Here is a 24,823-nt window from a genome sequence, read left to right as displayed (position 1 = left end):
CTCAATTAGTCCGTTCTAAAGTCGCTCGCCGGATCGTCATCTGGCGTCGAGGTTAAATCTGTTGTCGCCGCTTGTGCGGCCTTGCGGCGCCCGAAGGCCTTCAATCGATCATTCAATAATGTCTGGCTTTGTCGTAACCGGGCTTGCTCAGCCATCGATCCTTCAGGGTCTTCGTCAAACCTAGCGATGGTTGCCAATAGCGCAGCATCCAGCGCAGGTCTTTCGACCAGTAACGACACAGCTTCAGCCAATTCCTCGCTCGCATCACTCGGTGTGGTGCCTTCTCTGAGGAAAGCATAACGACTATCGTCCGGTGGGGCGGGAAGGCCTTGCGCCTCTGATATGGCGTTTGTGCCCCCCGAATCAAGCGTTTCTGCAAGTTCGAACAAGGATTCCACCAGATCATTTGTTTTCGGGTCGAGTTGGGCGAGCCGTGTGAGCGCCTCTGAGTGGCGTGAAATCTCGTTTGGATGGCGGACAAGGCCTGCGATTACGGCGCGCGATAGAGCGTCCCGCATCCCGCCGGACATGGCGCGTTGCAACTGGCCGCGCGCCTCAGCCGACAGGGTTGGATTGCGCGGTTTGCCAAAGCCCTGGCTGCCGCCTCCGCTGCGCCAGTTTGAGTTTGAGCCACCGCGTTGTTCTCTGGGCGGGAAGGCAAATGCGGAATAACGGTCAAGCAATTCGCGGCGGTAGAGGGCCGCAATGTCTCCGTGCCCGATGGTGTCGACATGATCGAGCAAGCGTTTCTTGAGGCCCGCCTTGGCCTCGGGGCTGTCCAGCGGCTGCGCATCGCGTTCAAATTGCCACAAAGTCTCCAGCAGGCTGGCGGGTTCGCTCAGCAATTTCTCCATCGCCTGCGGGCCGCTTTTCGCGATCAGATCGTCCGGGTCCATGCCGCTGGGTAGGCGCACAATGTTGAGCGAACGCCCCGGCGCGAGCATCGGCAAAGCGCGGCCAATCGCGCGCATCGCCGCCTTTTGCCCCGCATTGTCGCCGTCAAAGCACAGGGTCGGCACCTCGACCATGCGCCACAGCATTTCCAACTGCATCTCAGTGAGCGCCGTGCCGAGCGGGGCGACGGCGTCCTCAAACCCTGCCTGCGCCAGTGCGACGACATCCATATAGCCCTCGACCACGATCACTCGGTTCGTTTGCCGAGAGGCGGGGGAGGCGCGGTGCAGGTTGTAAAGCGTGCGGCCCTTGTCGAACAACGGGGTGTCCGGCGAATTGAGGTATTTCGCAATGCCTTCACGCTTGCCTAAGATACGCCCGCCAAAGGCGATCACCCGCCCGCGCGCGTCCTGGATCGGCAGCATGATGCGGCCCCGGAAGCGGTCATATTTGGTGCCATCATCGGTGGCGATCCGCATGCCGGTCTCAACCAGCACTGTCTCGTCAAATTTGGATAGCGCACCAGCGAGCGCCTGCTTGTTTTCCGGAGCGTAGCCGAAGCCGAATTCATCCAGCACTTTGCGGGTGAGGCCGCGGCCTTTCAAATATTCCTGAGCCTCGCGTACCTCTGCGCTCGATCCGCTGCGCAGATTGTCCATGAACCATTGCTGCGCATCGGTGGTCACATCGATCAGGCTGGCGCGCTTTTCCGCTTTCTTTGCTGCCACAGGGTCTGGCGCTGGGACTTCCATCCCGGCCTCGGCCGCCAATTCCTTCACCGCATCCATAAAGCCCATGCCGCGCTGGTCAGTCATCCACCGGATCACATCGCCATGCGCGCCGCAGCCAAAGCAGTGGTAGAAGCCCTTTTGATCATTGACCGTAAAGCTGGGCGATTTCTCGTCGTGAAACGGGCAGCACGCCTTCCACTCGCGCCCGGCCTTTTGCAGCTTGTCCGTGCGCATGATGACCGTTGACAGCGTCACACGCGCGCGCAGTTCGTCCAGCCATTGCGGGGAAAGTGCCATGCGTTCTTATGACTCCCTAGTCCCGTTCGTGTCGAGCGATATTGACCGAATACACGTGCGTCACCTGTGCATCACCCGCTCGACATGAACGGGATGGTTTTCGTTCTCGTACAGCGGGCTGGATCTAAGAAAGCGCTGCCTTCACCAGCCCGCTGGCCATTCCGCCATCGAGCAGCGCGCCGTGGCGCTTTTTCAGCTCGCCCATGACCCGGCCCATATCTTTCATGCTGTCCGCGCCAAGCTCGTCCTTGATCGCGGCGATGGCGGCGGCGGTTTCTTCCTCGCTCATCATCGTCGGCAGGAATTCCTCGATAATGCTGAGCTCCGCCTGTTCCTTCGCGGCCAGTTCCGCGCGTCCGCCATCTTCATACATCGTGATCGATTCGCGCCGCTGCTTTGCCATTTTTTGCAGGACTGACGTCACCAGCTCATCATCCGGCACTTCTTTATTGGAGGTGCGCAGCTCAATATCGCGGTCCTTAATCTTGGCGGAGATCTGGCGCAGAGTTGCTGTACGCTCCTTTTCGCCTGCCTTCATCGCGGAAATCGTAGCGGCTTTGATGGTGTCGCGCATTATGTGGTCTTTCTTGTGGATGGTTTGAGCCAACCGGCTCTTTAGCTGAGATATGGGCCCTGACATAGGTTGACGCGGGCGAGGTGCAAGCTTAGCCCGTGGGTCTTAGCGACATTGCTGGAAACCCACTGACTCGGAGCGCCCTATGGCCGACACCGCATCTTCTCGCGCGCAACCCACCGGCGCGACGGGAGTCCTTGTTCTGGCCGATGGTTCGGTGATCTGGGGACGCGGCTTTGGCGCCGCCGGTGAAAGTGTCGGCGAGGTCTGCTTCAACACGGCGATGACCGGCTATCAAGAAGTGATGACCGATCCCAGCTATGCGGCGCAGATCGTGACGTTCACTTTCCCGCATATCGGCAATGTCGGAACCAATGGCGAAGACATTGAAAGCCAGGTGGAGGGCGCGGTTGGCTGCGTCGTGCGCGAGGATGTGACGGAACCCTCAAACTTCCGCTCCGCTGAACGCTTTACCGAATGGATGACGGCCAATGGCAAGATCGGGCTGGCGGGGGTTGATACCCGCGCGCTGACGCGCCGCATCCGCCTGTCCGGCGCTCCCAATGCCGTAATCGCGCATTCGCCCAGCGGCACGTTCGACATTCCCGCATTGATCAAGCGCGCGCAGGATTGGGCTGGGCTAGAGGGCATGGACCTCGCCAGCCGCGTCTCTCGCGAGGCGCAAGAAAACTGGGAAGGCGGATATTGGCGACTGGGGCACGGCTATGGCCGCGCGGCGTTTGACGCGACCCCGCATGTGGTCGCGATTGATTACGGGGCGAAGGACAACATCTTCCGCAATCTGGTGCGGGCCGGCGCAAAAGTGACCGTGGTGCCCGCACAGACCTCGCTGGAGGATATCCTCGCGTTGTCTCCTGATGGCGTGTTCCTTTCGAACGGGCCGGGCGATCCTGCGGCAACCGGCGAATTTGCGGTGCCGGTGATCAAGGCTCTGCTGGAGCGCGACATGCCGCTGTTCGGCATTTGCTTAGGCCATCAGATGCTGGCGCTGGCCGCGGGCGCGAAGACGGTGAAGATGCACCAGGGACACCGCGGCGCAAACCACCCGGTTCAGCGGGTTGGCGAAGGCTGGGGCGAGACGCTCGAGCTGGTCGAAATCACCAGCATGAACCACGGTTTTGCGGTGGATGCCAATAGCCTGCCCGATACCCTTGAGCAGACGCACGTATCGCTGTTCGATGGCTCCAATTGCGGGATCGCAGTGAAAGGCAAACGCGCATTTGGCGTGCAATACCACCCAGAGGCCTCGCCGGGCCCGCAAGACAGCTTCTACCTGTTTGAGAAATTCGTCGGGGGTCTGGGGTGATGCTCCGCGCAATAACTAGCGGTTTTGCAGTGCTCGCTCTCGCGGCCTGCTCCAACCCGGCCAGCGATCTTGCGCATCAGGGCGAGGAGCAACCGCTCAATCGCGCGCAGTATGACTATATCATCGCCGAATGCGAGCTGGCCGATGCCAGCTTTGGCACGGACAGTTTTGGCCGCTCGCAAATCGTGCTCAGCAGCCTGCGCGACAATGATGCGATGGTGAACATGATTGTCTGCGTGAAGGGCCAAATCAAAGAGCTCAATGCCGAAGCAACGATCAAGCTGCCCGATGGCCAGATGCAGGTGCCGTCCTTCTGATGCGCCCTGCGCGCGCCTTTCTTGCCGCGATGGCGATGCTGCCCCTTGCGGCGTGCGAGAACCCATTCGCAGACAAAGACTGGCGCGAGGTTGAAGAGACCGCTGAGGAATGCGCCGCGCGCCTGTCTGGCAAGCTGGAAGTGAAGCAATTGCTCGAAGCGGCCGAGGGGCAGGTGGTCCCGACCTATGCTTTCGACATTACCAAAATGGAGCTGATGGCGATCAATGAAATGATTGTGCCAGCCTCCGGGGACTCGCGCGGCTCACTGCGGACGTCCGCCTTTGGCGCGACCGCGCCACCTGTCGCGGCCTTTATGGAGCTGAGCGTAACGGAGGACGGCGCGTTTTATTTCGGCGAAGATCCCTCGCTCTACCGCGTGCGAGGCAAGGCGCTGCCGGGTGATCAGGTGCTTGCCACGGGATGCGCCATGCAAAAGCCGGGTATGCGACTGATCAGTTTCAAGCTGCAGAGCTCGAGCGGCGGTAGCGCCGATGGCGGGGGCGTCTAACTCATGTTCAGCCATACTAAACTCTTGCTCTCCTGCACCTGCGCGGCAGTGCTTGCCAGCGGTTCTGCCTGCGCCGCGCCGCATGAAGCAGAAACAATATCTGATCGAAGACTATGACGCGGCGAAGCATGATGATGCTATCCCGGCCACCGCGCGTTATCAGATCGAAATTTACTCTGGCGGAGGCATCCCCGGAACAGCGGGTGCAGGCCAATATTACCGCGAGCCGAAGAAAGTGCTCCAGGCGATTGTTGACCAGTGCCAGCTTGGCCGGACGATCTATTCGCAAGCGACAGATGGCGTTTCATTGCTCACAATCGTCGACCCGAAACTCTCGGAAGAGAAGGTCGCCTGTATCCGCTCAGCCGAAGATGTCGGCTTACGCCTAAGAATTTGGGGCACCAACGGATGATCACCGCCGCCATGCCTCTCACCCACCACAACCATCCTTTTAAGGGTCACGCCTAGATGCCCAAACGCAGCGACATATCCTCCATCCTCGTCATTGGTGCAGGGCCGATCATCATCGGCCAGGCATGCGAGTTCGATTACTCGGGCACTCAGGCGATTAAGGCGCTGAAAGAGGAGGGGTACCGGGTCATTCTGGTCAATTCCAATCCGGCCACGATCATGACCGATCCGGAATTCGCCGATCGCACTTATGTGGAGCCGATCACGCCAGAGATCGTCACCAAGATCATTGAGAAAGAGCGCGCGGCGCATCCCGATGAGAAAATGGCCTTGCTGCCGACGATGGGCGGGCAAACCGCACTTAACTGCGCGCTCGCGCTGGATGCGGATGGCACGTTGGAGAAATTCGGCGTTGAGATGATCGGCGCAAAGGCGGATGCGATCGATAAGGCGGAGAACCGCCAGCGCTTCCGAGATGCGATGGATTCCATTGGCCTAGAAAGCGCACGCAGCGGGGTTGCCAACACGCTGGAGGAAGCACGCGAAATTCTGGAGCGCACTGGCCTGCCATCGATCATCCGGCCCAGCTTTACGCTTGGCGGCACGGGCGGCGGCATCGCCTATAACAAGGCGGAGTTCGACAAGATCGTCTCCGAAGGGCTCGACGCATCGCCCACCACCGAGGTTCTGATCGAGGAATCGCTGCTCGGCTGGAAAGAATATGAGATGGAGGTCGTGCGCGACCGCAAGGACAATTGCATCATCATCTGCTCGATTGAGAATGTCGATGCGATGGGCGTGCACACCGGCGACAGCATCACGGTCGCCCCGGCGCTGACGCTGACCGATAAAGAATATCAGATCATGCGCACCGCATCCTTGAACGTACTGCGCGAGATTGGCGTGGAAACCGGTGGGTCGAACGTGCAGTTTGCGGTCAATCCTAAGGATGGCCGCCTGATCGTGATCGAGATGAACCCGCGCGTGTCGCGCTCATCCGCACTGGCTTCCAAAGCCACCGGCTTTCCAATTGCCCGCGTCGCGGCGAAACTGGCGGTGGGATACACGCTGGATGAGATCACCAACGAGATCACCGGCGCGACCCCGGCCAGTTTTGAGCCGACGATTGACTATGTCGTCACGAAGATCCCGCGCTTTGCGTTTGAGAAATTCAAAGGGGCAGAGGCGAAGCTATCGACCGCGATGAAATCGGTCGGCGAAGTGATGGCGATTGGCCGCAACTTCCAGGAATCCATGCAAAAGGCTTTGCGCGGACTGGAAACGGGCCTCGACGGGTTCAACCGCGTTCGCGAGTTGGAAGGGGTGAGCCGCGATGTCGTCACCGCCGCGCTTAGCCAGCGCACACCCGACCGCCTGCTGAACGTTGCTCAGGCGATGCGCGAGGGCATGACGCCGGAAGAAACTCAGCCGATCACCGGATATGACATGTGGTTCCTGCGCCAGATTGAGGCGATTGTCGCGGCAGAGAATGGCATTGCTCAAAATGGCCTGCCACAAGATGCAGACGGGCTGCGCGCTCTGAAGGCGATGGGCTTTTCCGACAAGCGGCTGGCGACTTTGGCGGTGCGTTCTGTCGGGGTTGCGGGCGGCATGGCCGAGACGCAGGCTAAGCGCAGCGGGTTGCTGCATGATGCATTGCACGCGATGGCTGGGGCGACCAGCGAAGACGAAGTGCGAGCGCTGCGCGAGCGGCTTGGCGTGCGCCCGGTGTTTAAGCGGATCGACAGCTGCGCCGCCGAATTTGAGGCGATCACGCCCTATATGTACTCGACCTATGAGGCGCCGACATTCGGAGAGCCGGAGTGCGAGGCGGCGCCGTCAGACCGCAAAAAGATCGTTATTCTGGGCGGCGGTCCCAACCGGATCGGGCAGGGGATCGAGTTCGATTATTGCTGCGTCCACGCCTGTTTCGCGCTGGAAGAGGTCGGGTTTGAGACCATTATGGTCAATTGCAATCCAGAGACCGTCTCGACCGATTACGACACATCGGACCGGCTGTATTTCGAGCCGCTGACAGCCGAAGATGTGCTTGAGATTTTGCGGGTCGAGCAATCCACCGGAGAGCTAGTGGGTGTGATCGTGCAGTTTGGTGGGCAAACCCCACTGAAACTCGCTCAGGCGCTCGAAGATGCCGGTATTCCGATCCTCGGCACATCGCCTGATGCGATTGATCTGGCCGAAGACCGCGAACGCTTTGCCAAGCTGGTCAACAAACTCAACCTGAAACAGCCAGCCAATGGCATTGCGCGCAGCCGCGATGAAGCCGCCGCTGTCGCCGCGCATATTGGCTATCCGGTGCTGCTGAGACCATCCTATGTGCTGGGCGGACGGGCGATGGAAATCGTCGATTCCGAGGCGCAGCTTGATGATTACATCAACACTGCGGTTAATGTGTCCGGCGAGAGCCCGGTGCTGATCGACCAATATCTGCGCGATGCGATCGAATGCGATGTCGATGCTTTGTGCGATGGCGAAGAAGTTCGCGTCGCCGCCGTGATGCAGCATATCGAAGAGGCGGGCGTGCATTCCGGCGACAGCGCCTGCACACTGCCGCCATATTCGCTGCCGCCAGAAACCATCGCTGAAATGGAGCGTCAGGCAGAGGCTCTGGCATTTGCGCTGGGCGTGCGCGGCCTGATGAACATTCAATTCGCGGTCAAGGAAGAGGGCGACAAGCAGGTCGTCTATCTGATCGAAGTGAACCCGCGCGCCAGCCGCACGGTGCCGTTCGTTGCCAAAGCCATCGGTCAGCCGGTCGCCAAGATCGCCGCGCGCGTGATGGCGGGCGAGAAACTGGCAGACTTCCCCCTTCCGCCGCGACTTGCCTTATATGGCGATCAAAGAGGCGGTCTTCCCATTCGCCCGCTTCCCAGGCGCGGACCCGATCCTGACCCCGGAAATGAAATCAACCGGCGAAGTGATGGGCATCGACACCAATTTCGAGGCCGCCTTCCTCAAATCGCAATTGGGCGCAGGCATGACCCTGCCACGCGAAGGCACTTTGTTTGTCTCGGTCAAGAACAGCGACAAGAGCGTGATCGTACCCGCTGTGCGCGGCATGATCGACAAGGGCTTCAAAGTGGTCGCGACTGGCGGCACTCAGACCTATCTGGCTGAGCAGGGCCTTGCGGTTGAGAAGGTCAACAAAGTCGCAGAAGGCCAGCCGCATATCGTCGACAAAATCATCGATGGCGAGATTGCGCTCATCTTCAACACCACCGAGGGTTGGCAATCGCTGCGGGACTCCAAATCGATCCGCGCCACCGCTCTTGAAAAGAAGGTTCCGTACTACACAACGGCCACCGCATCGAAGGCTGCGGCGGCGGCAATTGGCGCTGTAAAGCCAAGCCAGCTTGAAGTCCGCGCATTGCAGGACTATTATAGCTGAGTAATACAGCGAAGTTTCCCGACATTTCGATGCAATCTCGCCGCCTCGGCAGAAGCGGTGATGCATGAAATGACCCATAATTTCGGGCGCTTACGCCAATAGAAAGAGACGGAATGGCGACGATGGAAAAAGTTCCAATGCTGGCTGAGGGCTATGAGCGGCTAACCGCCGATCTGAAGGCTTTGCGTGATGAACGCCCGAAAATTGTTGATGCGATTGAGGAAGCTCGTGCGCATGGCGATCTTTCGGAGAATGCCGAATATCACGCGGCGAAAGAGCGCCAGGGCCAAGTTGAAGCCATGATTGGCGATATCGAGAGCAAGGTTAGCCGTGCTCAGATTATCGACCCAGCGACGCTTACGGGCGACAAAATTGTGTTCGGCGCGACTGTCACTTTGCTCGACGATGATGACAAGCCTATCAAGTACCAGATCGTGGGTGAGACCGAGGCTGATGCCGCCGCTGGCCGCATTTCGTTCAGCTCGCCATTGGCGCGCGCTCTCATCGGTAAGCAGGTCGAAGACGAGATCGAAGTGACGGTGCCGTCTGGCGACAAGTTCTACCTCGTGAACAAGATCGAATTCATCTAAGTCTTGCGGGTGAAGCTGCTCTAGTCGAGCGGCTTTTCCATCGCGAAATTGTGGATTGGCACGCCGTCTATTTCAAAGTCACGGCGATGCTGAACCACGTAGCCTGCACGCTCAAACGCGGCGCGGGCGAGTTCGCTCGCCTCAGTAAAGAGCCGGAAGGTGCCTTGCTCGCGTGCGTGTGTTTCCGCAGCGCTCAGAACCGCTTCGGCTAGGCCGCGTCGCGTGCGGTCCGGGTGGCAATAGAGGTGATCGAGGTGGCCGCCGTCCTCCGCTGAAATCTCCAGCAGCGAATAGGCCTGAGCCACATCATCAGCGTCAGCAGCGATGAAGATCGCCGCATCCGCCGCCACGCGTTCGCGAAACCGTTCGCCGCCAGGCACGCGGCCCGCCCAAGCGTCTATCTGCTCAGGCGAATAGCCTCGAGGGCCAATCGCGAGGATCGCGGCCTGCATGATCTCAGCGAGCCGATCCGCATCGGCATCGCGGTATGGACGGATGGTGTATTCCACCGCGCTTTGACCTCGCCCTTGTGAGGGGCTTAGGCGTCGGGCGTGAGCAGCTGGTGGATGTGCACCACCACATATTTCATCTCAGCATCATCGACGGTGCGCTGAGCCTGGGCGCGCCATGCCTCTTCAGCGGCGTCATAGCTGCTGAACACGCCGACAACGTGGATGCTTTCCGGATCAGCGAACTCGATCCCGCGAGGGTCGGTTACGCGGCCACCCATGACGAGGTGGAGCTTCTGGGTTGGAGTGGTTTCTTCCATGTTTGGCGCCTTTCCTTGGGGAGCAAGAATATCTCCGCGCGCCTTAAAGCAAGCGTGGCTGGGCGCAAGTCCTGCGCATTAACACTCGGAGCGACGTGCGGCTTAGCGGGTGACACGGCCCTTGATGTCACGCACCGCGCGCTCTGCTTTGCGCGTTGCTCGGCGAGAGATCGCACGCGTCGTGTCGCTGGCGCTGCCTACCACATGGCCAGCATCGCGTTTCAGCTCGCGGGCTTTGGCGGTGCCAGCATCGCTCAGGTCTTCGATCGCATCCTGCCCGCTTTGCGCGGCATCCATCGCGCTATCGATGGCCTTGATCCCATAAGCGATCACCGCGTCGCCGATTAGCGAGAGCACCTCGTTGCTGCGCTTTTTGGCACCATTGAGAGATGCGGTTTTGACGCTCTCTACGCCTTTCTTCGCGCCGCTAACTGCGCCCTTGGCGGCCTTCCCAGCCACGCGGCGGCCCGGCTTCGTCATCATGCCAATCGCCAGGCCCGCTGCGACCGCGCCGCCAATCGCCACGGCGGGGTTCTTCTTGATGAACTCACCCGCTGCGCTCGCCGCCTCTGCCGCATCATCGCCGATGGTCCGCTTTGCATTGCGGCGCTCGCTGGCTTCGATTTTGGCGCGCAGCTCGTCGCGCTTGTCGCCTGTGTCAGTCATTGTCGTCTCCGCGTATTGTCTCGCTGAGCGCATCCTCGGGGGAAAGGGCTGCGTCTTCTGCGGCTATCTCAATCTCGGCGATTGCTTCGCCATCATCCAAGGTGTCGTCCTCGAGGTCTTCACCGTCTTCGTCCGCGCCAATCAGCTCCAAGCCCAGCCCCTCGAGGATAGGGCCGCGCGCAAACCACAGGGCGATTGCGCCAAACAAGGCTGCGATAATCCCGCGATTATCGCTCGCCGCTTCGCCAGCATCGCCCAGCGCGTCTTTCGCGCCAGTGCCAATGCGGCGGACGGTGCGCTCTGCCAGCCCCTTGCCGGACAGGCCGGTTTTGAGGTGAGTGATGTCGTCCTTGAGCGCGGCGAGGGCGGCGTTGCGCAGCTCGCGGTCTTCAAGGAATTGCTTATCGAGCTTGCTCATGCCTCGTCATCGCCTTTGAACAGCGCGACTAGACCCAGGGCATTGCTGCGAACCAGCAGCAGCAAGCCGATCACACCGAGCAGCAGGACACCGACGACGATACCAATCGCGCCCCAGATCGTGACCAAAGGCTCCAGCGCAATGACCATACCAACCGCCAGGGCGATAAACATCAAATGCAGCAGGATGAGCGCCAGGATCGCAAAGACCAGCGCGCCGCCGACCTTACGACCGGCCAGGCCTGCGCGCCGTTTTTGGAACGCAAGCTCCGCCTCGGCATAGGTGCGCCCATCATCAATCAGCGCAGCGATCTCTTCTGTCAGAGATTCGCTGAATTCATCGTCATCTGTGTTGTCGGGCAGGGGGGTGTCAGCGTCATCAGGCACAGCCTCGCCCTCCACCGGGCTCAGGCCCGCTGGCGTAGCATCCGGGTGAGGATTTTCATCCTCTCCCAGACGGTCTGGCTGTTCCTCATCACGCATGCACAGCCCCTTGCAAGCGCAGATTAATCGTTAGAGCCGCGGAACATGCGCGCGATCAGGAAGCCTGCGACGGCGGCCAGACCAACGGCAACGCCGGGGCTCTTGCGGACCATTTCGCGGGCGTCTTCGCCCAGCTCGTCCACGCTCTTCGCGTCGAGCTTCGCTGAGGCTTCGACCAGTGTGCGCGATGCCTTACGGGCGTAATCGCCATATTGCTCGCCGAAACGCTCATCGATTTGAGCGGCCGTATCACCAACAACGCGGCCAACTGATGCGATTGCGTCGCTGGTTGCGGCCTTGCCATCCGTGGCCAGTTCGCTCGCCTTGGTTTTGGCTTGATCGCCATAAGCCTTGGCGTCTGCCACCAAATCGTCACTCTTATTCATTGCATTCTCCCGGTAAGATCCAGCGCGTGTCTCAGCCTCGGCGCGCAGTGCGGCTGCGCCTGCTTTGGCCTCTTCTAGCGCTGCGTTAAAGCGGCTTTTCGCCTCAGTACGGTGCTCGCTGCCAGTTTCAACCGGCACGGCAGGCATTTTCTCAGCTGATTTCGCGGTCGCGCCGGTTTTCTTCGGTGCCGCCTTCTTGGCAGTGGCTGCCTTCTTCGCCGGAGCCTTCTTAGCCGTGGTCTTGCCGCTCTTTGCGGCGGGTTTGGATTTCTTTGCGTCAGCCATAGGTCTGTTTTGATCCTCCAGATACGTATTCACGGCAGATGTGTAGGGGCACATCCGCTTCAATAGTCCAACGCGCCTTGCGCGGAATTGATCCGAAGCATAGAGCGCATTTGCTCCCATTATATGGGGGTGTCTTAGTAATATACAACACATTCTCTCCGGAGCAAAACATGACTGCGATTATCGATCTGCACGGCCGCGAAATTCTGGACAGCCGGGGTAACCCAACCGTTGAAGTGGATGTGTTGCTGGACGACGGCAGCTTTGGCCGGGCTGCGGTGCCTTCTGGGGCATCGACGGGCGCCTATGAAGCGGTTGAGCTGAGAGACGGCGATGCGGCGCGTTACAAGGGCAAAGGCGTGCTGAAAGCGGTCGATGCGGTGAACGGCGAAATCGCAGAGATGCTGGACGGCCTGCACGCCGAGGATCAGCGCGATATCGACATGGCGATGATCGCTTTGGACGGCACAGAGAACAAGGGCCGCCTCGGCGCAAACGCGATCCTTGGTGTCAGCCTGGCCGTGGCGAAAGCGGCCGCGAATGCGCGCGGCCTGCCGCTGTTCTCCTACCTCGGCGGGGTTTCGGCCCATCGTCTGCCCGTGCCGATGATGAACATCATCAATGGCGGCGAGCACGCAGACAATCCGATCGATATCCAGGAATTCATGGTGATGCCGGTCGGCGCGCCGACCTTGGCCGAGGCGGTGCGCTGGGGCTCTGAGATTTTCCACACGCTCAAGAAGGGCCTGTCCGACAAGGGCCTGGCGACATCCGTCGGCGATGAAGGCGGCTTTGCCCCTGATCTGGCGAGCACGCGTGCGGCGCTTGATTTCATCATGGCTTCGGTTGAACAGGCCGGGTTTACCCCTGGCAAAGACGTGGTCCTCGCGCTCGATTGCGCTGCGACCGAGTTTTACCGCGACGGCAAATACGAAATCTCGGGCGAGGGCGTGTCGCTCGATGGTCCGGGCATGGCCGACTATCTGGCGAAACTGTGCGCAGACTATCCGATCCGCTCCATCGAAGACGGCATGGATGAAGACGACTTTGACGGCTGGGCGGCTCTGACGCAGGCGGTTGGCGACAAAGTTCAACTGGTCGGCGATGATCTGTTCGTGACCAATCCGGCGCGTTTGGAAATGGGCATTGCGAAGGGTCTGGCAAACTCGCTGCTGGTGAAGGTCAATCAGATCGGCACGCTCACCGAAACGCTGGCTGCGGTCGATATGGCGCACCGCGCGAGCTACACCTCTGTGATGAGCCACCGCTCTGGCGAGACCGAGGATTCCACTATTGCGGACCTGGCCGTTGCGACCAATTGCGGTCAGATTAAAACGGGCTCGCTCGCGCGCTCTGACCGGCTCGCAAAGTACAACCAGCTGATCCGGATTGAGGAAGAGCTGGGCGCGAGCGCAGCCTATGCGGGAATGGGCTGTTTTGGTTCGCTGAGCGCTTAAACCTCGCAGCAATGGGGTGGATGCGTGGGTGCGGTGGCTAAGCCGCGCCGCGCTTCACCGCCTCTTCGAAATAGCGGTCCATCGATTTTAGGCCCGTGTCGCTGAGGCGCACCAAAACGCGGCGCTGATCCTCTGGGTCTTGCTCGCGCAGGATGAGGCCTTGTTCCGCCAGCACGCCGAGCCAGCGCAGCCCAGTGGTAGGCGGCGCAGCAGAGCCGATGCAGGCGCTGGAGACAGAGACGGACTTATCGTCGACATGCGCGACGTAGAGGTCGAGCAGGATGTCCCACGCGGGCTCCCCAAACAGGTCTGGATCACCGAAGAAGGTTCCCCGCGTGCGGCGCACATCATAGGCCTTGCGCGCCATGAGCGCATAGCTGCGCTCGGCGTGCTGATAGGTCGGCTGGAGAGTTCTGAGGCGCATCTGGGGTGGGGGTAGTGGTGCCTCCATTCCAAGCGCTAGCATTTGCGCTGGCCCCGCCAGTCGCACTGGCAAGCGAAGCGAAAGCGGCGGCCTGGTCGCCGGAGCGCAATTGCTCTGCGATGGCGATCAATTGGTCAGCAACGGGGGTGAGATCACCATTGGACTGCGGCGCGTTCGTCTGGGGTCGGTCCGCGCTGCCGAAAGGCGCAGGCTCAGCCGCACTACCTTGATCGCTCAGGTCGCTGTCTGTCACACGGTGTTCGGACATGTCGCCGTCCGACATATCGCGATCTGACATGTCGCGATCTGACAAAGGTGATCTGCGAGCCCCATCCATGGTCAGCTCGGCGCAGCTTTAGAAAGAGATGTGAAACTCGGCCGAACCAAGCAATCCTCCTTGCACATATGGGCTTGAAGATTGGTTGAACGGTTTGCCCCCGGTCGCCCTGTTTTGCCCTTAAGTCCCTCCATAATGGAGTCGAAGGCATTTGGCTTTACGTGTGACTACGCATGTGGGCGTTTGGGGGGCTTTGGTCCTTCTATTCCTGACATGAAATCCATGCGCAGTTTCGTGATCGCGGCATCCACATGTGCAGCAGCAATAAATGCGCCGATCCGGTCCAGATGCGATAGCTGCGCCTCTAGCGTCATGATAATCGGCGCAATCTCAGCTTGGATTGCGTTCTCTTGAGCGGTCAAAACTAAACGATCCCAATTTGAAGGTCATCTTCGGCGTCTCGCGCCCTTCAACGCGCGCCGAATTGATGGCTGCTAATTCAACCTAATGCCTTCATAAAATCTACAGAGGGAAACTACGTAGTTTTCGCCCTGTAATTCGAGATTGGGACAGCTTTTTGCCTGGCCGATCAGCGCGGGAACCGCTCCGTCAGTTCTAGCAGAGCCAGCGCCGCTTTCGCCGCTTCGCCGCCCTTATCCTTGGCCGCGGGGTTGGCCCGTTCCAGCGCTTGCGCTTCGTTCTCGGTGGTGATGATGCCATTGCCGATTGGAATACCATCCATGGTCAGCGCCATGATCGCCCGCGCGCTTTCCCCAGCTACGATCTCAAAGTGATAGGTTTCGCCGCGGATCACCACGCCGATTGCGACAAAGGCGTCATAGCCTCCGCCTTCCACCGCGAGCGCAATCGCGCCTGGGATTTCGAGCGCTCCGGGCACGGTCAGCACTTCTGCCTCATGCCCCGCGGCCTCAATCGCGGCCTTCGCGCCAGCGATCAGCATGTCATTAAGATGCGCATAGAAACGCGCTTCGACGATCAGAATGCGGGCCATAGTGTTTACTCCGGAATGGGGTGGTGCCCGACGATGTTCAGGCCATAGCCTTCGATCGCCACGACATTGGGCTGTGAATTGGATAGCAGGATCATATCATCCACGCCCAGATCGGCGAGGATTTGCGAACCGATGCCGACATTGCGATTGGCTTCATCGGCTGTGTATTCGCCGCTCGATCCGACCCGGCCGGTCAGGATCACAATGATGCCAGAGCCGTGCTCACCAATTGCCTGCATTGCGCGTTGTAAAGTGCGTTTGCGCGGGCCGGGCTGGCCCAGCACATCGTCAAACACCGAGATTGGATGCACGCGGGCGAGGGTGGCCTCACCAGGTTGAATATGGCCTTTTTGCAAGACGTATGCCTCGTTGTCGGAGACTGTGTTGCGATAGGTGATCATGCGCCACTGGCCACCATAGTCCGAATCGAACGCGCGCTCGCCCAGCCGCTCGACCAGATGATCGTTGCGCATCCGGTAAGCGATGAGATCGCGGATCGTCCCGATTTTGAGATCATGCTTGCGCGCGAATGCGACCAGATCATCAAGCCGCGCCATCGAGCCATCATCGTTCATGATTTCGCAAATCACGCCGCTGGGGTTGAGGCCAGCGAGGCGCGAGATGTCCACCGCCGCCTCGGTATGGCCTGCGCGCACCAGCACGCCGCCATCGCGCGCGGTCAGCGGAAAGACATGGCCGGGCGTGACGATGTCGTCCGGTCCCTTGGTTGCATCAATCGCAACCGAGACGGTGCGCGCTCGGTCCGCTGCAGAGATGCCGGTGGTCACGCCTTCCTTTGCCTCGATCGAGATCGTGAAAGCGGTCTGCATGCTTTCCTTATTGTTGCGGCTCATGGGCTCCAGGCCCAGCTGATCGACCCGCGCCTTATCGAGCGACAGGCAGATGAGGCCGCGTCCGTGGGTCGCCATGAAGTTGATCGCAGCCGGCGTTGCCATTTGCGCCGGGATGATCAGATCGCCTTCGTTTTCGCGGTCTTCATCGTCGACCAGGATGTACATCTTGCCATTGCGCGCTTCGTCGATGATCTCTTCGATCCCGACCAAAACGGGGCGCTCGTCATTGGCGTCAAGGAACGCCTCCAGCTTGGCCAGCGTCTCTGTCGTGGGGTTCCAGTCCTCATCCGCGCAATCGCGTAGAGTGTTGGCATGTAGGCCAGCGGCGCGGGCAAGGCCGGCTTTGGTCATCTCGCCATTTTCGACGAGTGTGCGAACGCGTGTGATTGTTGATGTGCTCATATTTGCCAGATATCACATTTCAATGTGATTGCAAGGTCAGCGATGTGCCCTGTGGAACACATTTGCGTTTTTCGAATCTGTGACTTTTGCGCAAAAACGCTTGTTTCCAGCGGTTTGCGCGCAAAGTGCAACGTGACGTTGTGACTTTTGGGATTTGAGCGCGTTTGGCGCGTTCCAGGCGCGCGCAATAATGCCCCGTGCGTCACAAACACGCCGCCGATATTGACTGACACTCACGATGTGAAAGAGCCGCGATCTAGCTAGCGGATGCGGCGCAAGTAGGAAATTCCAATTGCCCAAGCGCCCATATCGTCCACCTCAAGAATGACTATTGGATCATTCTGGTAATGAATACGCATTAGTCCATAGGCTCTACTTGTAGTTCGGCTCCAAAATGGCAAATTGCGAGCCGGATCGTAGTTTGGATTCGGGGAGCTGAACACTGGGGGCATCGGCGGGGGCGTTTCGCTTGCCGTTTCAATACATCTGCGATTGCAGAATCGCGATTTGCCTCCATCGGCCAAGGATGGAGTAGAATTATGCGTTATACATTGATGGCAGCAGCGGCATTGGGAGCAATTGCCGTGGGAATGGGCTCTGCAGACACGGCGCGCGCCGATGATTGCTTGCTTGACCGTGACGATGATGGAGTTGTCGACGCCGCTACTGACAACGATGGCGGGGCCAATTCAAACGATGATGACACTTCGCTCGCTTGCGGCGTTGGGGCGACGGCAACTGGTTCCGGCTCAACTGCCATAGGTGGTTCAGCCAATGCCGTGGCGGATGCGATTGCGTTGGGCAGCGATACGGAGGCGTCGGGCGTTGGTTCAATCGCCATTGGTTCAGACACTGCAGGCACAGGAAATGTGGGCACAATTGCTAAGCGGTACACAGACAATCACTATTGGAGCAGAGGCTCGAAGCTACGCCGATTATGGTGTCACAATCGGCGGAGACTTAAACGGTGATGGTCTCGGGGCTTCAGCGGGTTCGACTGGAGCGGTCGCAATTGGTGCTGACTCAACAGTCGTAAGTATCAACTCGGTAGCAATTGGTGCAAATTCGGTAGCTGACTTAAACAACAGCGTGTCAGTGGGTAGTGACACCAATCGCCGTGTGATTACAAGTGTCGCGGATGGCTTTCGTGATGATCATGCGGTAACGCTTGGACAGCTAAATACAGCTTTAGGGAACCTCGGTAGTGTTACAGGCTTTGCCATTAATGTAACTGAGGGGCTAGGTCCTAGCGCCGATGGATTTGGTGCGCTTGCCATTGGTGAGCTGAGCAATGTCAGCGGATCTGAAGGTGTCGCGATTGGCGCAAGTTCTGGTGCCTTCGGCAGCCAAGCAACAGCTGTGGGCGCGTTCGCTGGAGCGAGTGGCATGGGAGCGGCTGCTTTTGGCAGTAGCGCACAGGCGAGCGGGGATACATCAGTCGCGTTCGGAGGTTCCGCTTCGGCTAGCCAGATAGATAGCGTTGCTATCGGACCGAGAAGCAGCGCCGAAGCCCAAGGCGCAATTGCAATCGGTGCAGACTCTAGTGCCAACGAGGCTAACACTGTCTCAGTCGGGAACAACTTCTTGCAGCGCCGAATTGCGAATGTCGCTGCCGGGACAGCGGATACCGATGCGGTAAATGTGGGTCAGTTGAACGCAGCGCTAGCGGAACAAGGTTCTCAAATTGATCTTAACTCAACTGGCAACGCTGCAAGCGCCACTGGCACTGACTCGCTAGCGATTGGATCCAATGTTAGCGCCACCGCTACAGGGTCTCTTGCGATCGGAGTTGACAGTGCTGATTCGAGCGGTTTGCTGACTTTTGCCGGGGCACCCAATTCGGTCGCCATTGGCACGGGCGCTCAGTCTCAAGGTCAGGGTTCAGTGGCGCTCGGAGCTGGTTCATCAGTCTTTGATGACAACACCGTTTCAGTAGGAAATGACACTCTGAAACGCCGCATTGTCAACGTGGCCGATGGCTTCGCGGCGACAGATGCAGTAAACCGGGGACAGCTTGATGCAGCCATCGCCAGCACGGGAGCCGCGAACGTAGACGTTAATGCAGTTGGTGGTTCCAATCAGGCAACTGGGATTAATGCCATAGCCTTAGGTACAAATGCGCGCGCCCTTGCCAATGGGGCCATCGTCATCGGGGGTGATGCTAGCGGGAATGCGAATGAAACCCGAGCGGATGGACAAGGCAGCATTGCAATTGGTAGCCTCGCACGATCTCAGTTCGGTGACGGCAGTATCGCGATAGGTCAGAACGCGACCACATTGGGAAGTAATTCAACTGCTCTCGGGACGGGCTCATCTTCCTCTGGACCGAATACGGTGAGCCTTGGATCGGGAAGTTCCAGTGGTGTAGGTCAGTCAACTGCTGTGGGCGCGGATGCGGTTGCGAATGCAGAGGGCAGTTTTGCCGGTGCCGCCAGAGCGAGCGCGACTGGCGATAGGAGTATTGCTCTGGGTGTGGATACCAGTTCGGCCGGCACGTCCTCGATTGCGATTGGCGGTGACGGTGCGGATGAAGATGAGCTTGGCGCTCAGGCAACGGCCTCTTTTGCTGCGGCGTTGGGATCGGATGCGGTGGCCAGCGGGTTTGGCTCCAGCGCTTTTGGTGTGAATGCACAAAGCACGCGGACCTTCTCGGCGGCCTTTGGTCGCAACTCCGCTGCCACGGCTAACAATGCGGTTGCCTTTGGTAATGCTGCGACCGCGAGCGGCGCATCGGCGATGGCTCTTGGCAGGGCTGCAGAAGCGAGCGGAACAATCTCTATCGCGGTTGGGCGGCTTGCTAATGCTTCGGGAGAAGCTTCAGCGGCGATCGGCGCAGAGGCAGCCGCAGCGGGGCTTGATGCTACAGCCATTGGCGCGACTGCGAATGCAAGCGGCGGGCGGACAACAGCGATTGGCTTTGCGGCAGATGCAACGGGGGTGAATTCCACAGCAGTGGGCCGCGGGGCGAGTGCAGGCTTTGCCAGCTCGACAGCGATTGGCCGCGATGCGACGACCACAGCAGGAAACCAAGTGACGCTGGGCGGGGTAGGCAGTTCGGTACGGATCGGCGATATCGCTGCATCCACAGATGCACAGGTGGGCCCGGTTGATGCGGTTACAGTGGACGCCAACGGCACTTTGGGCCGTCAGAGCGTTGCGACAGCAGCCTCGGTCGACAATGTTCGCGTTGCGCTTAACGCAGTCGCCCAAGTCTCCACTGCGCAATTCGATGCGCTCAGCGGGCGGGTGCGGGACCTTGATTTCCGTCTTGAGGAGCTGAGCGACAGCACCAGCGGCGGGATCGCAGCCGCCGCCGCGCTTGGCAGCGCCATTGCCATGCCGGACAAGGCCTTCACCATCGCAGGCAACATCGCGACGTACCGCGGTCAGCAAGGCTTTGCCGCAAGCTTTACCGGCCGCGTGAACGAGAGCTTTGCAATCGGAGCCGGGGTTGCTGGCAACACAGGCGATGGCGCGGTGGTCGCTCAAGCAGGTGTCGCCTTCGGGTTCTAAGTCTTAACAATAGAAGCAAATCGAGAAGTGAAGGGCGGGGCTGTTAAGTCCCGCCTTTTGCTATTGGTTTCTAGAATGAGCCGCGATCCGGCTAGCGGAAACTCAGTTCAGCAGCTGATTGATTTCGACCGCTACGCCGTTGGGGTCGAAGACATTGCATCCTCGCACATTGATGTCTGGCCGACCATCGCGCCCAGGATAGACTTGCAAACGGATTGGCCCCGTCATCGTCACACCTTCGATCTTGGTCGCTGCTTCGCATGCCTTTTCGGCATCATCGGTGTTGACCACTAAGAACGCGGTCCCGGGTGCAAGCCGTGTTGGATAGGGATCGTCCACTCCTTCTAGTTCAGGCTCAAAGGGGTCGAGTAGGCCAACCCAACCAATGTATGGGTCGTTGCCATTGAGCAGCACCAGGCGGGCTTTGTTGCCCGGCTCGCCTACCGGCAGGTTCACGCCCGACAATTCCACAACCGTGTCGTAATTGATCTCTAGGCCCAGCGCGCCTTGGTAAAATTCGAGGCTGCGCTCCATATCGCGCACGACGATGGACGCGCGGCGGATATCTGTGGGCAAGCGTTCACTTACATCGACGCCTTCCATCGCGCGGTTTGCCGCCTGGGGTGAGCCCTCGTTCGCAGCTTCCTCGCTCGCGGGACCAGCGCCGCTGCAGCCAGCGACTGCCGCGGTTGCTAGGGCAATTCCAAATATTCTCATTTGCTTTCCCCCACTGCGCCTGTTTCGATGAGCGCGTCCATCTTGCCTGCGTCATAGCCGAGGCCTTCCAGCACAGCGCGTGCATCCTTGCCCGGCGTTGGCAGCCGCTGCGGAGCACCGATCCGCTTGCCGTCCATTTCCAGCGGAATGGTGGGCAGGCGCACCTCGGTGCCATTGTCGAGGGTTACGTCTTCAAGCCCGCCTTGGTTGAGGTGCGGATCGTCAAACATGTCCTCAGGCTTACCAATCGGCGCGAAGGGTAGCCCGCTGCCATCGAGCTTACCGATGACCTCAGCGGCGGTCATTCCCCCGATCAGAGTGCGGATTTGCGGCAGGATCTGATCGCGGGCCTGAACGCGGGCATTATTTTCGCGCAGGGCCTCGTCGGCCCACAGGTCATCGAGGCCGAACAGCTTGCAGAATTTCTCCCACAAGGCGTCGGTGACCACGCCGATGAAAACCGGCTCGTCCTTGGTCTCAAACACGTCATAGATCGCCCAGGCTGACACGCGCGCGGGCATTGGCGCGGCGGGCGTGCCGGTAACGGCGTATTGCGCCATGTGCTGACCGACGAGATAGATCGTCGTTTCAAACAGGCTGGCGGTAACTTTTTGCCCCTTACCAGTGCGGTGGCGCTGTTCAAGCGCGGCAAGAATGCCGATCACGCCGAACATGCCGCCGGTGACATCGATCACGCTGGCGCCTGCGCGGGTCGGCTTGCCCGGTTGGCCGGTCATGTATGCGAGCCCGCCCATCATTTGCGCGACTTCATCGAGTGCGGTGCGGTTTTCATAAGGGCCGGGAAGGAAGCCCTTTTCGCTACAGTAAATCAGGCCGGGATTGCCTGCAGAGCACTCCTCATAGCTGAGGCCAAGCCGGTCGAGAGCGCCGGGCCGGAAATTCTCAACCAGCACATCGGCTTTTGCGATCAGGTCTTTGGCAACGGCGATGCCGTCTTCGCTTTTAAGGTCGAGGCAGATTGATTGCTTGCCGCGATTGTACATCGGGAAATAGCCAGAGCCTGAGCCCATCAAGCGGCGCGTGCGGTCGCCGCCAATCGGCTCCACTCGGACTATCTCTGCGCCCAGACCGGCGAGGATATGGCCGACCGTTGGCCCCATCACCATGTGGGTAAACTCGACGACGGTGATCCCGGCCAGAGGCTGCGGAGAATCGCTCATGCGGCGGCCCTTTCTTTGTAATCCAGCATTGGCCCGGCATCGGGCGTGAAGCCATAAAGCGGCTCGCCCGGCAGTGCTTCTTCGACGATTGCGCGCACTTTCAGCAGGGCTTCCAGATCGATCCCGGTTTTAAGCCCCATGGAATTGAGCATCAGTACCAGATCTTCGGTAACCAGATTGCCCGATGCGCCGGGTGCGAATGGGCAGCCGCCAAGACCGCCCAGTGAGGAATCAAATGTGGTGATGCCTTCTTCTAGACCTGCAACAACATTGGCGAGGCCCAGGCCGCGCGTGTTGTGAAGGTGCAGGGTGGTGAGCATGTCATCGCCGACCGCTGCCTTCACCTTGCGGGTAAGGCGGCGGACTTGTGCGGGGTCGGCATAGCCGGTGGTGTCTGACAGGCTGAACTCCATTGCGCCGGCTTCGGCAGCTTGTTCTGCTAGGCGCACGACCTGATCTTCGCTCACGGCACCCTCCATTGTGCAGCCGAAGGCAGTGGAAAGGCCGACGGCAAAATGGATGCCGTGTTCGCGGGCGATCTCGGCTGATGAGCGGATTTCTTCCAGCATGGCCGGGTGATCTTTGCGCACGTTCTTGATGGAATGCGTCTCGCTCATCGAGAACGGAATGCTCATCCCATCCACGCCCGCTTCAGCAGCGAAGCCAGCGCCTTTGGCATTGGGCACGAGCGCGACAACGTTGAGGCCGTCGATGCCTTTCGCAAAGGCAACCAGTTCCGGAGTGTCGGCCATCTGCGGGAGCAGTTTGGCGGGCACGAAGCTGCCCACTTCGATCTCCTTAACCCCAGCGGCGGCCTCGGCAGCGATCCAGCGCTTCTTCGCCTCCAGCGGCATGACCCGGTCAATCGATTGCAGGCCGTCGCGCGGTCCCACTTCGGAAATGAGGATGTCTGTCATGTTGAATGCTCCAGATAGACCCACGGCCGCGCGGCTTTATCGCTGGCCGTCCAGTTCGTGATCGCTTGCGCTTGGGTCAAGGTCAGATCGATCGCATCGAGCCCTTCGGCCAGCATTTGCTTGGCCTCGGGATCGATGTCGAAGGAATATGTGGCATCGCCGCAGGTAACGCTTTGCGCAGCGAGATCGACGGTGACCTCGCGTCCGCTTAAGGCCTCCAGCGCGCTGCGGTCTAAGGTGATCGGCAGGATGAAATTGCGGATGCAATTGCCGTAAAAGATTGGCGCGAAGCTCTCTGCTATCACCACCTTGATACCGTATTCGGCGAGCGCCCAAACGGCATGTTCGCGGCTGGACCCGCAGCCGAAGTTTGCGCCGCTGAGCAGGATGGACGCACCGCGAAACTTGGGCTGGTTGAGCACGAAATCCGGGTTTTCTGTGCGCGCATCGGCGTCGGAATATCGCCACGGCGCAAACAATCCATCGGCAAGCCCGGTGCGCCCCGTGCTGCGCATTTCGCGGCTGGGGATGATCGCATCGGTGTCGACATTGTCCCGTAGTGCTCCCGCATCCAGCGGGGCGGCAATACCGGCGAGGCGCTGAGGAAAGGCGCTCATGCGGTCGCCTCCTCTTGGCGCATATAGTCGCGCGGATCGGCGATCGCTCCGGCAAGGGCGCTGGCGGCGACGGTTTCTGGCGAGGCGATGTGGGTCTTGATCCCGGGACCTTGGCGCCCTTCGAAATTGCGATTGGTGCTGCTGATGGTGCGGCTTCCTTCGGGAAAGCCTTCGCCGCCAGCGTAAAAGCACAGGCTGCATCCGCTCATGCGCCATTCAAAGCCTGCGGAAATGAAGACCTTGTCGAGCCCTTCGGCCTCAGCTTGGCGCTTTACTGAGAGTGAGCCGGGCACAACCATCGCCTTCTTAATCGAGGGAGCGATTGTGCGTCCATCGAGCAGGCGCGCGGCGCGGCGCAGATCGGAAATCCGGCTGTTGGTGCAGCTGCCAATGAAGGCAACATCGATGGGCGTTCCGGCCAGCGGCGCTCCTGCATCAAGGCCAGTGTATTCATGCGCACGGGCCGGGCCGTTCGGAACGGTGCCATCGACCGGGATCGTGTGTTCGGGGCTGGTGCCCCAGCTGACCATTGGCGAGATAGCGCTCGCATCAATCACAATCTCTTGATCGAATGCCGCATCGTCGTCGCTCTTCAGTCTGGACCAATAAGGATCGTCGAAATGCGCGGGGGCATAGGTACGCCCGGCGAGATATTCATAGGTCTTGGCATCGGGCGCGATCAGGCCCGTCATGGCGCTGAACTCGGTCGCCATGTTGCACAGGGTCATGCGCGCTTCCATGTCCATTGCGCGCACGGCCTCGCCGGCAAACTCCACGACATGGCCAGCGCCGCCGCCGGCGCCATGAGCGGCGATCAGCGTCAGGATCATGTCCTTTGCCGTGACGCCCGATTGCAGCGTCCCATCAAAGGTCACGCGCATCGTCTTGGGCTGTTCCAGCCGCAATGTGCCGGTCACCATGGCGTGCTCTGCCTCAGATGATCCAATGCCCCATGCAAGCGCTCCGAACGCACCCTGCGTGCAGGTGTGGCTGTCCGGCGCGACCAGTGTGACGCCGGGCAAGACAATGCCCTGTTCCGGCGAGATCACATGGACGATCCCTTGGTCGCGATCGTTGACATCAAACAGAGTGATCCCGGCCGCTTTGCAGGCGGCGCGGGTCTCTGTGATGAAGCCTTCGCCGCCTCGCATCAACGTGCTGTCTCCGCGTCCGGGGCGGGTGTCGACGATATGATCCATCACCGCAAAGACGCGGCCCGGGTCAAGCACAGCGCGGCCCATTTCCGCCATCCGCTTGAGCGCGGCTGCGCCGGTGCGCTCGTGCAGGAACACGCGGTCAATCGCGATCAGAGTCGAGCCGCCAGCGGTTTGCGCAGCCGCATGCGTCTCCCAGATCTTTTCAAACAGCGTGTGTCCCATGGTGGCTT

Annotated in this window: 25 protein-coding genes and 2 pseudogenes; 10 read left to right on the top strand and 17 right to left on the bottom strand. The window is 60.0% G+C overall.

Going from position 1 to position 24,823, the window contains the following annotated elements; genetic code table 11:
- Nucleotides 1-5 precede the first annotated feature (5 nt).
- Both dnaG and AC0V6U_RS07155 read right to left on the bottom strand, forming a co-directional pair.
- On the bottom strand, nt 6-1,922 hold the full coding sequence (gene dnaG / locus AC0V6U_RS07160) for a DNA primase (RefSeq protein ID WP_472645482.1): 1,917 nt from the start codon (nt 1,920-1,922) through the stop codon (nt 6-8).
- A 124-nt stretch (nt 1,923-2,046) separates the two neighbouring features.
- The gene (locus AC0V6U_RS07155) at nt 2,047-2,499 is read right to left on the bottom strand and encodes a GatB/YqeY domain-containing protein (protein WP_472645720.1); all 453 of its coding nucleotides are present in this window, start codon (nt 2,497-2,499) and stop codon (nt 2,047-2,049) included.
- Nucleotides 2,500-2,641: 142 nt separating this feature from the next.
- Between AC0V6U_RS07155 and carA the strand changes: the two genes are divergently transcribed.
- The 6 genes and pseudogenes from carA to greA all read left to right on the top strand — a co-directional run bounded on the left by carA (nt 2,642) and on the right by greA (nt 9,059).
- Nucleotides 2,642-3,823, top strand: coding sequence for a glutamine-hydrolyzing carbamoyl-phosphate synthase small subunit (gene carA / locus AC0V6U_RS07150; RefSeq protein ID WP_472645481.1), 1,182 nt, complete (start codon nt 2,642-2,644; stop codon nt 3,821-3,823).
- Nucleotides 3,823-4,140 (top strand): hypothetical protein, encoded by a 318-nt coding sequence (locus tag AC0V6U_RS07145; RefSeq protein WP_472645480.1) that lies wholly within the window; start codon nt 3,823-3,825, stop codon nt 4,138-4,140. The genes carA and AC0V6U_RS07145 overlap by 1 nt, the downstream gene beginning before the upstream one ends.
- On the top strand, nt 4,140-4,649 hold the full coding sequence (locus AC0V6U_RS07140; RefSeq protein WP_472645479.1) for a hypothetical protein: 510 nt from the start codon (nt 4,140-4,142) through the stop codon (nt 4,647-4,649). The genes AC0V6U_RS07145 and AC0V6U_RS07140 overlap by 1 nt, the downstream gene beginning before the upstream one ends.
- 82 nt (nt 4,650-4,731) lie before the next feature.
- A complete protein-coding gene (locus tag AC0V6U_RS07135) occupies nt 4,732-5,061 on the top strand; it encodes a hypothetical protein (RefSeq protein WP_472645478.1) in 330 nt (109 codons plus the stop codon).
- Nucleotides 5,062-5,117: 56 nt separating this feature from the next.
- Nucleotides 5,118-8,469 (top strand): annotated as a pseudogene (gene carB / locus AC0V6U_RS07130) (carbamoyl-phosphate synthase large subunit).
- A 113-nt stretch (nt 8,470-8,582) separates the two neighbouring features.
- On the top strand, nt 8,583-9,059 hold the full coding sequence (gene greA, locus AC0V6U_RS07125) for a transcription elongation factor GreA (protein WP_472645477.1): 477 nt from the start codon (nt 8,583-8,585) through the stop codon (nt 9,057-9,059).
- A 20-nt stretch (nt 9,060-9,079) separates the two neighbouring features.
- Here the strand turns inward: greA and AC0V6U_RS07120 are convergent, their stop codons facing one another.
- From AC0V6U_RS07120 to AC0V6U_RS07095, 6 genes are all read right to left on the bottom strand, one after another.
- Nucleotides 9,080-9,568, bottom strand: coding sequence for a GNAT family N-acetyltransferase (locus AC0V6U_RS07120; protein ID WP_472645476.1), 489 nt, complete (start codon nt 9,566-9,568; stop codon nt 9,080-9,082).
- A 29-nt stretch (nt 9,569-9,597) separates the two neighbouring features.
- Nucleotides 9,598-9,828: a DUF4170 domain-containing protein gene (locus AC0V6U_RS07115; RefSeq protein WP_472645475.1), complete on the bottom strand. Its 231-nt coding sequence runs from the start codon at nt 9,826-9,828 to the stop codon at nt 9,598-9,600.
- A 102-nt stretch (nt 9,829-9,930) separates the two neighbouring features.
- A complete protein-coding gene (locus AC0V6U_RS07110; protein ID WP_472645474.1) occupies nt 9,931-10,494 on the bottom strand; it encodes a hypothetical protein in 564 nt (187 codons plus the stop codon).
- Nucleotides 10,487-10,912 carry a hypothetical protein gene (locus AC0V6U_RS07105; RefSeq protein ID WP_472645473.1) on the bottom strand — a complete coding sequence of 142 codons (426 nt, stop codon included), beginning with the start codon at nt 10,910-10,912 and terminating at the stop codon, nt 10,487-10,489. Before AC0V6U_RS07105 ends, AC0V6U_RS07110 begins: the two co-directional genes overlap by 8 nt.
- The gene (locus AC0V6U_RS07100; protein ID WP_472645472.1) at nt 10,909-11,394 is read right to left on the bottom strand and encodes a phage holin family protein; all 486 of its coding nucleotides are present in this window, start codon (nt 11,392-11,394) and stop codon (nt 10,909-10,911) included. Before AC0V6U_RS07100 ends, AC0V6U_RS07105 begins: the two co-directional genes overlap by 4 nt.
- 23 nt (nt 11,395-11,417) lie before the next feature.
- Complete coding sequence (locus AC0V6U_RS07095; RefSeq protein WP_472645471.1) at nt 11,418-12,065, bottom strand: hypothetical protein; 648 nt, start codon at nt 12,063-12,065, stop codon at nt 11,418-11,420.
- Nucleotides 12,066-12,235: 170 nt separating this feature from the next.
- On the opposite strand from AC0V6U_RS07095, the gene eno reads away from it, so the two are divergent.
- Nucleotides 12,236-13,522, top strand: coding sequence for a phosphopyruvate hydratase (eno, locus tag AC0V6U_RS07090; protein WP_472645470.1), 1,287 nt, complete (start codon nt 12,236-12,238; stop codon nt 13,520-13,522).
- Between the two features lie 37 nt (nt 13,523-13,559).
- Here eno and AC0V6U_RS07085 read toward each other — a convergent pair whose 3' ends face one another.
- The 4 genes from AC0V6U_RS07085 to ribB form a co-directional block, all read right to left on the bottom strand.
- Complete coding sequence (locus tag AC0V6U_RS07085) at nt 13,560-13,889, bottom strand: hypothetical protein (protein WP_486169412.1); 330 nt, start codon at nt 13,887-13,889, stop codon at nt 13,560-13,562.
- Nucleotides 13,870-14,244 carry a hypothetical protein gene (locus tag AC0V6U_RS07080; RefSeq protein ID WP_472645468.1) on the bottom strand — a complete coding sequence of 125 codons (375 nt, stop codon included), beginning with the start codon at nt 14,242-14,244 and terminating at the stop codon, nt 13,870-13,872. The genes AC0V6U_RS07085 and AC0V6U_RS07080 overlap by 20 nt, the downstream gene beginning before the upstream one ends.
- 568 nt (nt 14,245-14,812) lie before the next feature.
- Nucleotides 14,813-15,235 (bottom strand): 6,7-dimethyl-8-ribityllumazine synthase, encoded by a 423-nt coding sequence (gene ribH / locus AC0V6U_RS07075; protein ID WP_472645466.1) that lies wholly within the window; start codon nt 15,233-15,235, stop codon nt 14,813-14,815.
- 5 nt (nt 15,236-15,240) lie between these two features.
- Nucleotides 15,241-16,491 (bottom strand): 3,4-dihydroxy-2-butanone-4-phosphate synthase, encoded by a 1,251-nt coding sequence (gene ribB / locus AC0V6U_RS07070; RefSeq protein WP_472645465.1) that lies wholly within the window; start codon nt 16,489-16,491, stop codon nt 15,241-15,243.
- Nucleotides 16,492-17,030: 539 nt separating this feature from the next.
- Here ribB and AC0V6U_RS07065 point away from each other — a divergent pair.
- The 3 genes and pseudogenes from AC0V6U_RS07065 to AC0V6U_RS07055 all read left to right on the top strand — a co-directional run bounded on the left by AC0V6U_RS07065 (nt 17,031) and on the right by AC0V6U_RS07055 (nt 20,004).
- On the top strand, nt 17,031-17,462 hold the full coding sequence (locus tag AC0V6U_RS07065) for a hypothetical protein (protein WP_472645464.1): 432 nt from the start codon (nt 17,031-17,033) through the stop codon (nt 17,460-17,462).
- A pseudogene (locus tag AC0V6U_RS07060) lies at nt 17,359-18,273 on the top strand (YadA family autotransporter adhesin); the annotation flags it as partial. The gene AC0V6U_RS07065 and the pseudogene AC0V6U_RS07060, both read left to right, overlap by 104 nt.
- Nucleotides 18,274-18,303: 30 nt before the next feature.
- Nucleotides 18,304-20,004: a hypothetical protein gene (locus AC0V6U_RS07055; RefSeq protein WP_472645719.1), complete on the top strand. Its 1,701-nt coding sequence runs from the start codon at nt 18,304-18,306 to the stop codon at nt 20,002-20,004.
- 102 nt (nt 20,005-20,106) lie between these two features.
- Here AC0V6U_RS07055 and AC0V6U_RS07050 read toward each other — a convergent pair whose 3' ends face one another.
- The 5 genes from AC0V6U_RS07050 to AC0V6U_RS07030 are packed head-to-tail and all read right to left on the bottom strand — an operon-like array spanning nt 20,107 to nt 24,815.
- Nucleotides 20,107-20,721, bottom strand: a complete 615-nt coding sequence (locus tag AC0V6U_RS07050) for a VOC family protein (protein WP_472645463.1) — start codon at nt 20,719-20,721, stop codon at nt 20,107-20,109.
- Nucleotides 20,718-21,902, bottom strand: coding sequence for a CaiB/BaiF CoA transferase family protein (locus AC0V6U_RS07045; protein ID WP_472645462.1), 1,185 nt, complete (start codon nt 21,900-21,902; stop codon nt 20,718-20,720). Before AC0V6U_RS07045 ends, AC0V6U_RS07050 begins: the two co-directional genes overlap by 4 nt.
- Complete coding sequence (locus tag AC0V6U_RS07040; RefSeq protein ID WP_472645461.1) at nt 21,899-22,819, bottom strand: hydroxymethylglutaryl-CoA lyase; 921 nt, start codon at nt 22,817-22,819, stop codon at nt 21,899-21,901. Before AC0V6U_RS07040 ends, AC0V6U_RS07045 begins: the two co-directional genes overlap by 4 nt.
- Nucleotides 22,816-23,436, bottom strand: coding sequence for a 3-isopropylmalate dehydratase small subunit (gene leuD, locus AC0V6U_RS07035; RefSeq protein ID WP_472645460.1), 621 nt, complete (start codon nt 23,434-23,436; stop codon nt 22,816-22,818). The genes AC0V6U_RS07040 and leuD overlap by 4 nt, the downstream gene beginning before the upstream one ends.
- Nucleotides 23,433-24,815, bottom strand: coding sequence for a 3-isopropylmalate dehydratase large subunit (locus AC0V6U_RS07030; RefSeq protein ID WP_472645459.1), 1,383 nt, complete (start codon nt 24,813-24,815; stop codon nt 23,433-23,435). The genes leuD and AC0V6U_RS07030 overlap by 4 nt, the downstream gene beginning before the upstream one ends.
- Nucleotides 24,816-24,823 lie beyond the last annotated feature (8 nt).

Source organism: Erythrobacter sp. W36, from assembly GCF_057364935.1.
This window is presented reverse-complemented; position numbering and strand designations above follow the sequence as displayed.

Excerpts from the sequence above, each read along its gene's own strand:
- AC0V6U_RS07145 (WP_472645480.1), top strand. The coding sequence starts at position 3,823 with ATGCTCCGCGCAATAACTAGCGGTTTTGCAGTGCTCGCTCTCGCGGCC.
- AC0V6U_RS07030 (WP_472645459.1), bottom strand. The coding sequence starts at position 24,815 with ATGGGACACACGCTGTTTGAAAAGATCTGGGAGACGCATGCGGCTGCG.
- AC0V6U_RS07105 (WP_472645473.1), bottom strand. The coding sequence starts at position 10,912 with ATGAGCAAGCTCGATAAGCAATTCCTTGAAGACCGCGAGCTGCGCAAC.
- AC0V6U_RS07140 (WP_472645479.1), top strand. The coding sequence starts at position 4,140 with ATGCGCCCTGCGCGCGCCTTTCTTGCCGCGATGGCGATGCTGCCCCTT.
- AC0V6U_RS07135 (WP_472645478.1), top strand. The coding sequence starts at position 4,732 with ATGAAGCAGAAACAATATCTGATCGAAGACTATGACGCGGCGAAGCAT.
- AC0V6U_RS07100 (WP_472645472.1), bottom strand. The coding sequence starts at position 11,394 with ATGCGTGATGAGGAACAGCCAGACCGTCTGGGAGAGGATGAAAATCCT.
- carA (WP_472645481.1), top strand. The coding sequence starts at position 2,642 with ATGGCCGACACCGCATCTTCTCGCGCGCAACCCACCGGCGCGACGGGA.
- AC0V6U_RS07065 (WP_472645464.1), top strand. The coding sequence starts at position 17,031 with ATGCGTTATACATTGATGGCAGCAGCGGCATTGGGAGCAATTGCCGTG.
- AC0V6U_RS07050 (WP_472645463.1), bottom strand. The coding sequence starts at position 20,721 with ATGAGAATATTTGGAATTGCCCTAGCAACCGCGGCAGTCGCTGGCTGC.
- eno (WP_472645470.1), top strand. The coding sequence starts at position 12,236 with ATGACTGCGATTATCGATCTGCACGGCCGCGAAATTCTGGACAGCCGG.
- AC0V6U_RS07115 (WP_472645475.1), bottom strand. The coding sequence starts at position 9,828 with ATGGAAGAAACCACTCCAACCCAGAAGCTCCACCTCGTCATGGGTGGC.
- AC0V6U_RS07040 (WP_472645461.1), bottom strand. The coding sequence starts at position 22,819 with ATGACAGACATCCTCATTTCCGAAGTGGGACCGCGCGACGGCCTGCAA.
- AC0V6U_RS07045 (WP_472645462.1), bottom strand. The coding sequence starts at position 21,902 with ATGAGCGATTCTCCGCAGCCTCTGGCCGGGATCACCGTCGTCGAGTTT.
- dnaG (WP_472645482.1), bottom strand. The coding sequence starts at position 1,922 with ATGGCACTTTCCCCGCAATGGCTGGACGAACTGCGCGCGCGTGTGACG.
- greA (WP_472645477.1), top strand. The coding sequence starts at position 8,583 with ATGGCGACGATGGAAAAAGTTCCAATGCTGGCTGAGGGCTATGAGCGG.
- ribH (WP_472645466.1), bottom strand. The coding sequence starts at position 15,235 with ATGGCCCGCATTCTGATCGTCGAAGCGCGTTTCTATGCGCATCTTAAT.
- AC0V6U_RS07110 (WP_472645474.1), bottom strand. The coding sequence starts at position 10,494 with ATGACTGACACAGGCGACAAGCGCGACGAGCTGCGCGCCAAAATCGAA.
- AC0V6U_RS07095 (WP_472645471.1), bottom strand. The coding sequence starts at position 12,065 with ATGGCTGACGCAAAGAAATCCAAACCCGCCGCAAAGAGCGGCAAGACC.
- leuD (WP_472645460.1), bottom strand. The coding sequence starts at position 23,436 with ATGAGCGCCTTTCCTCAGCGCCTCGCCGGTATTGCCGCCCCGCTGGAT.
- AC0V6U_RS07080 (WP_472645468.1), bottom strand. The coding sequence starts at position 14,244 with ATGTCAGATCGCGATATGTCGGACGGCGACATGTCCGAACACCGTGTG.
- AC0V6U_RS07085 (WP_486169412.1), bottom strand. The coding sequence starts at position 13,889 with ATGGCGCGCAAGGCCTATGATGTGCGCCGCACGCGGGGAACCTTCTTC.
- ribB (WP_472645465.1), bottom strand. The coding sequence starts at position 16,491 with ATGAGCACATCAACAATCACACGCGTTCGCACACTCGTCGAAAATGGC.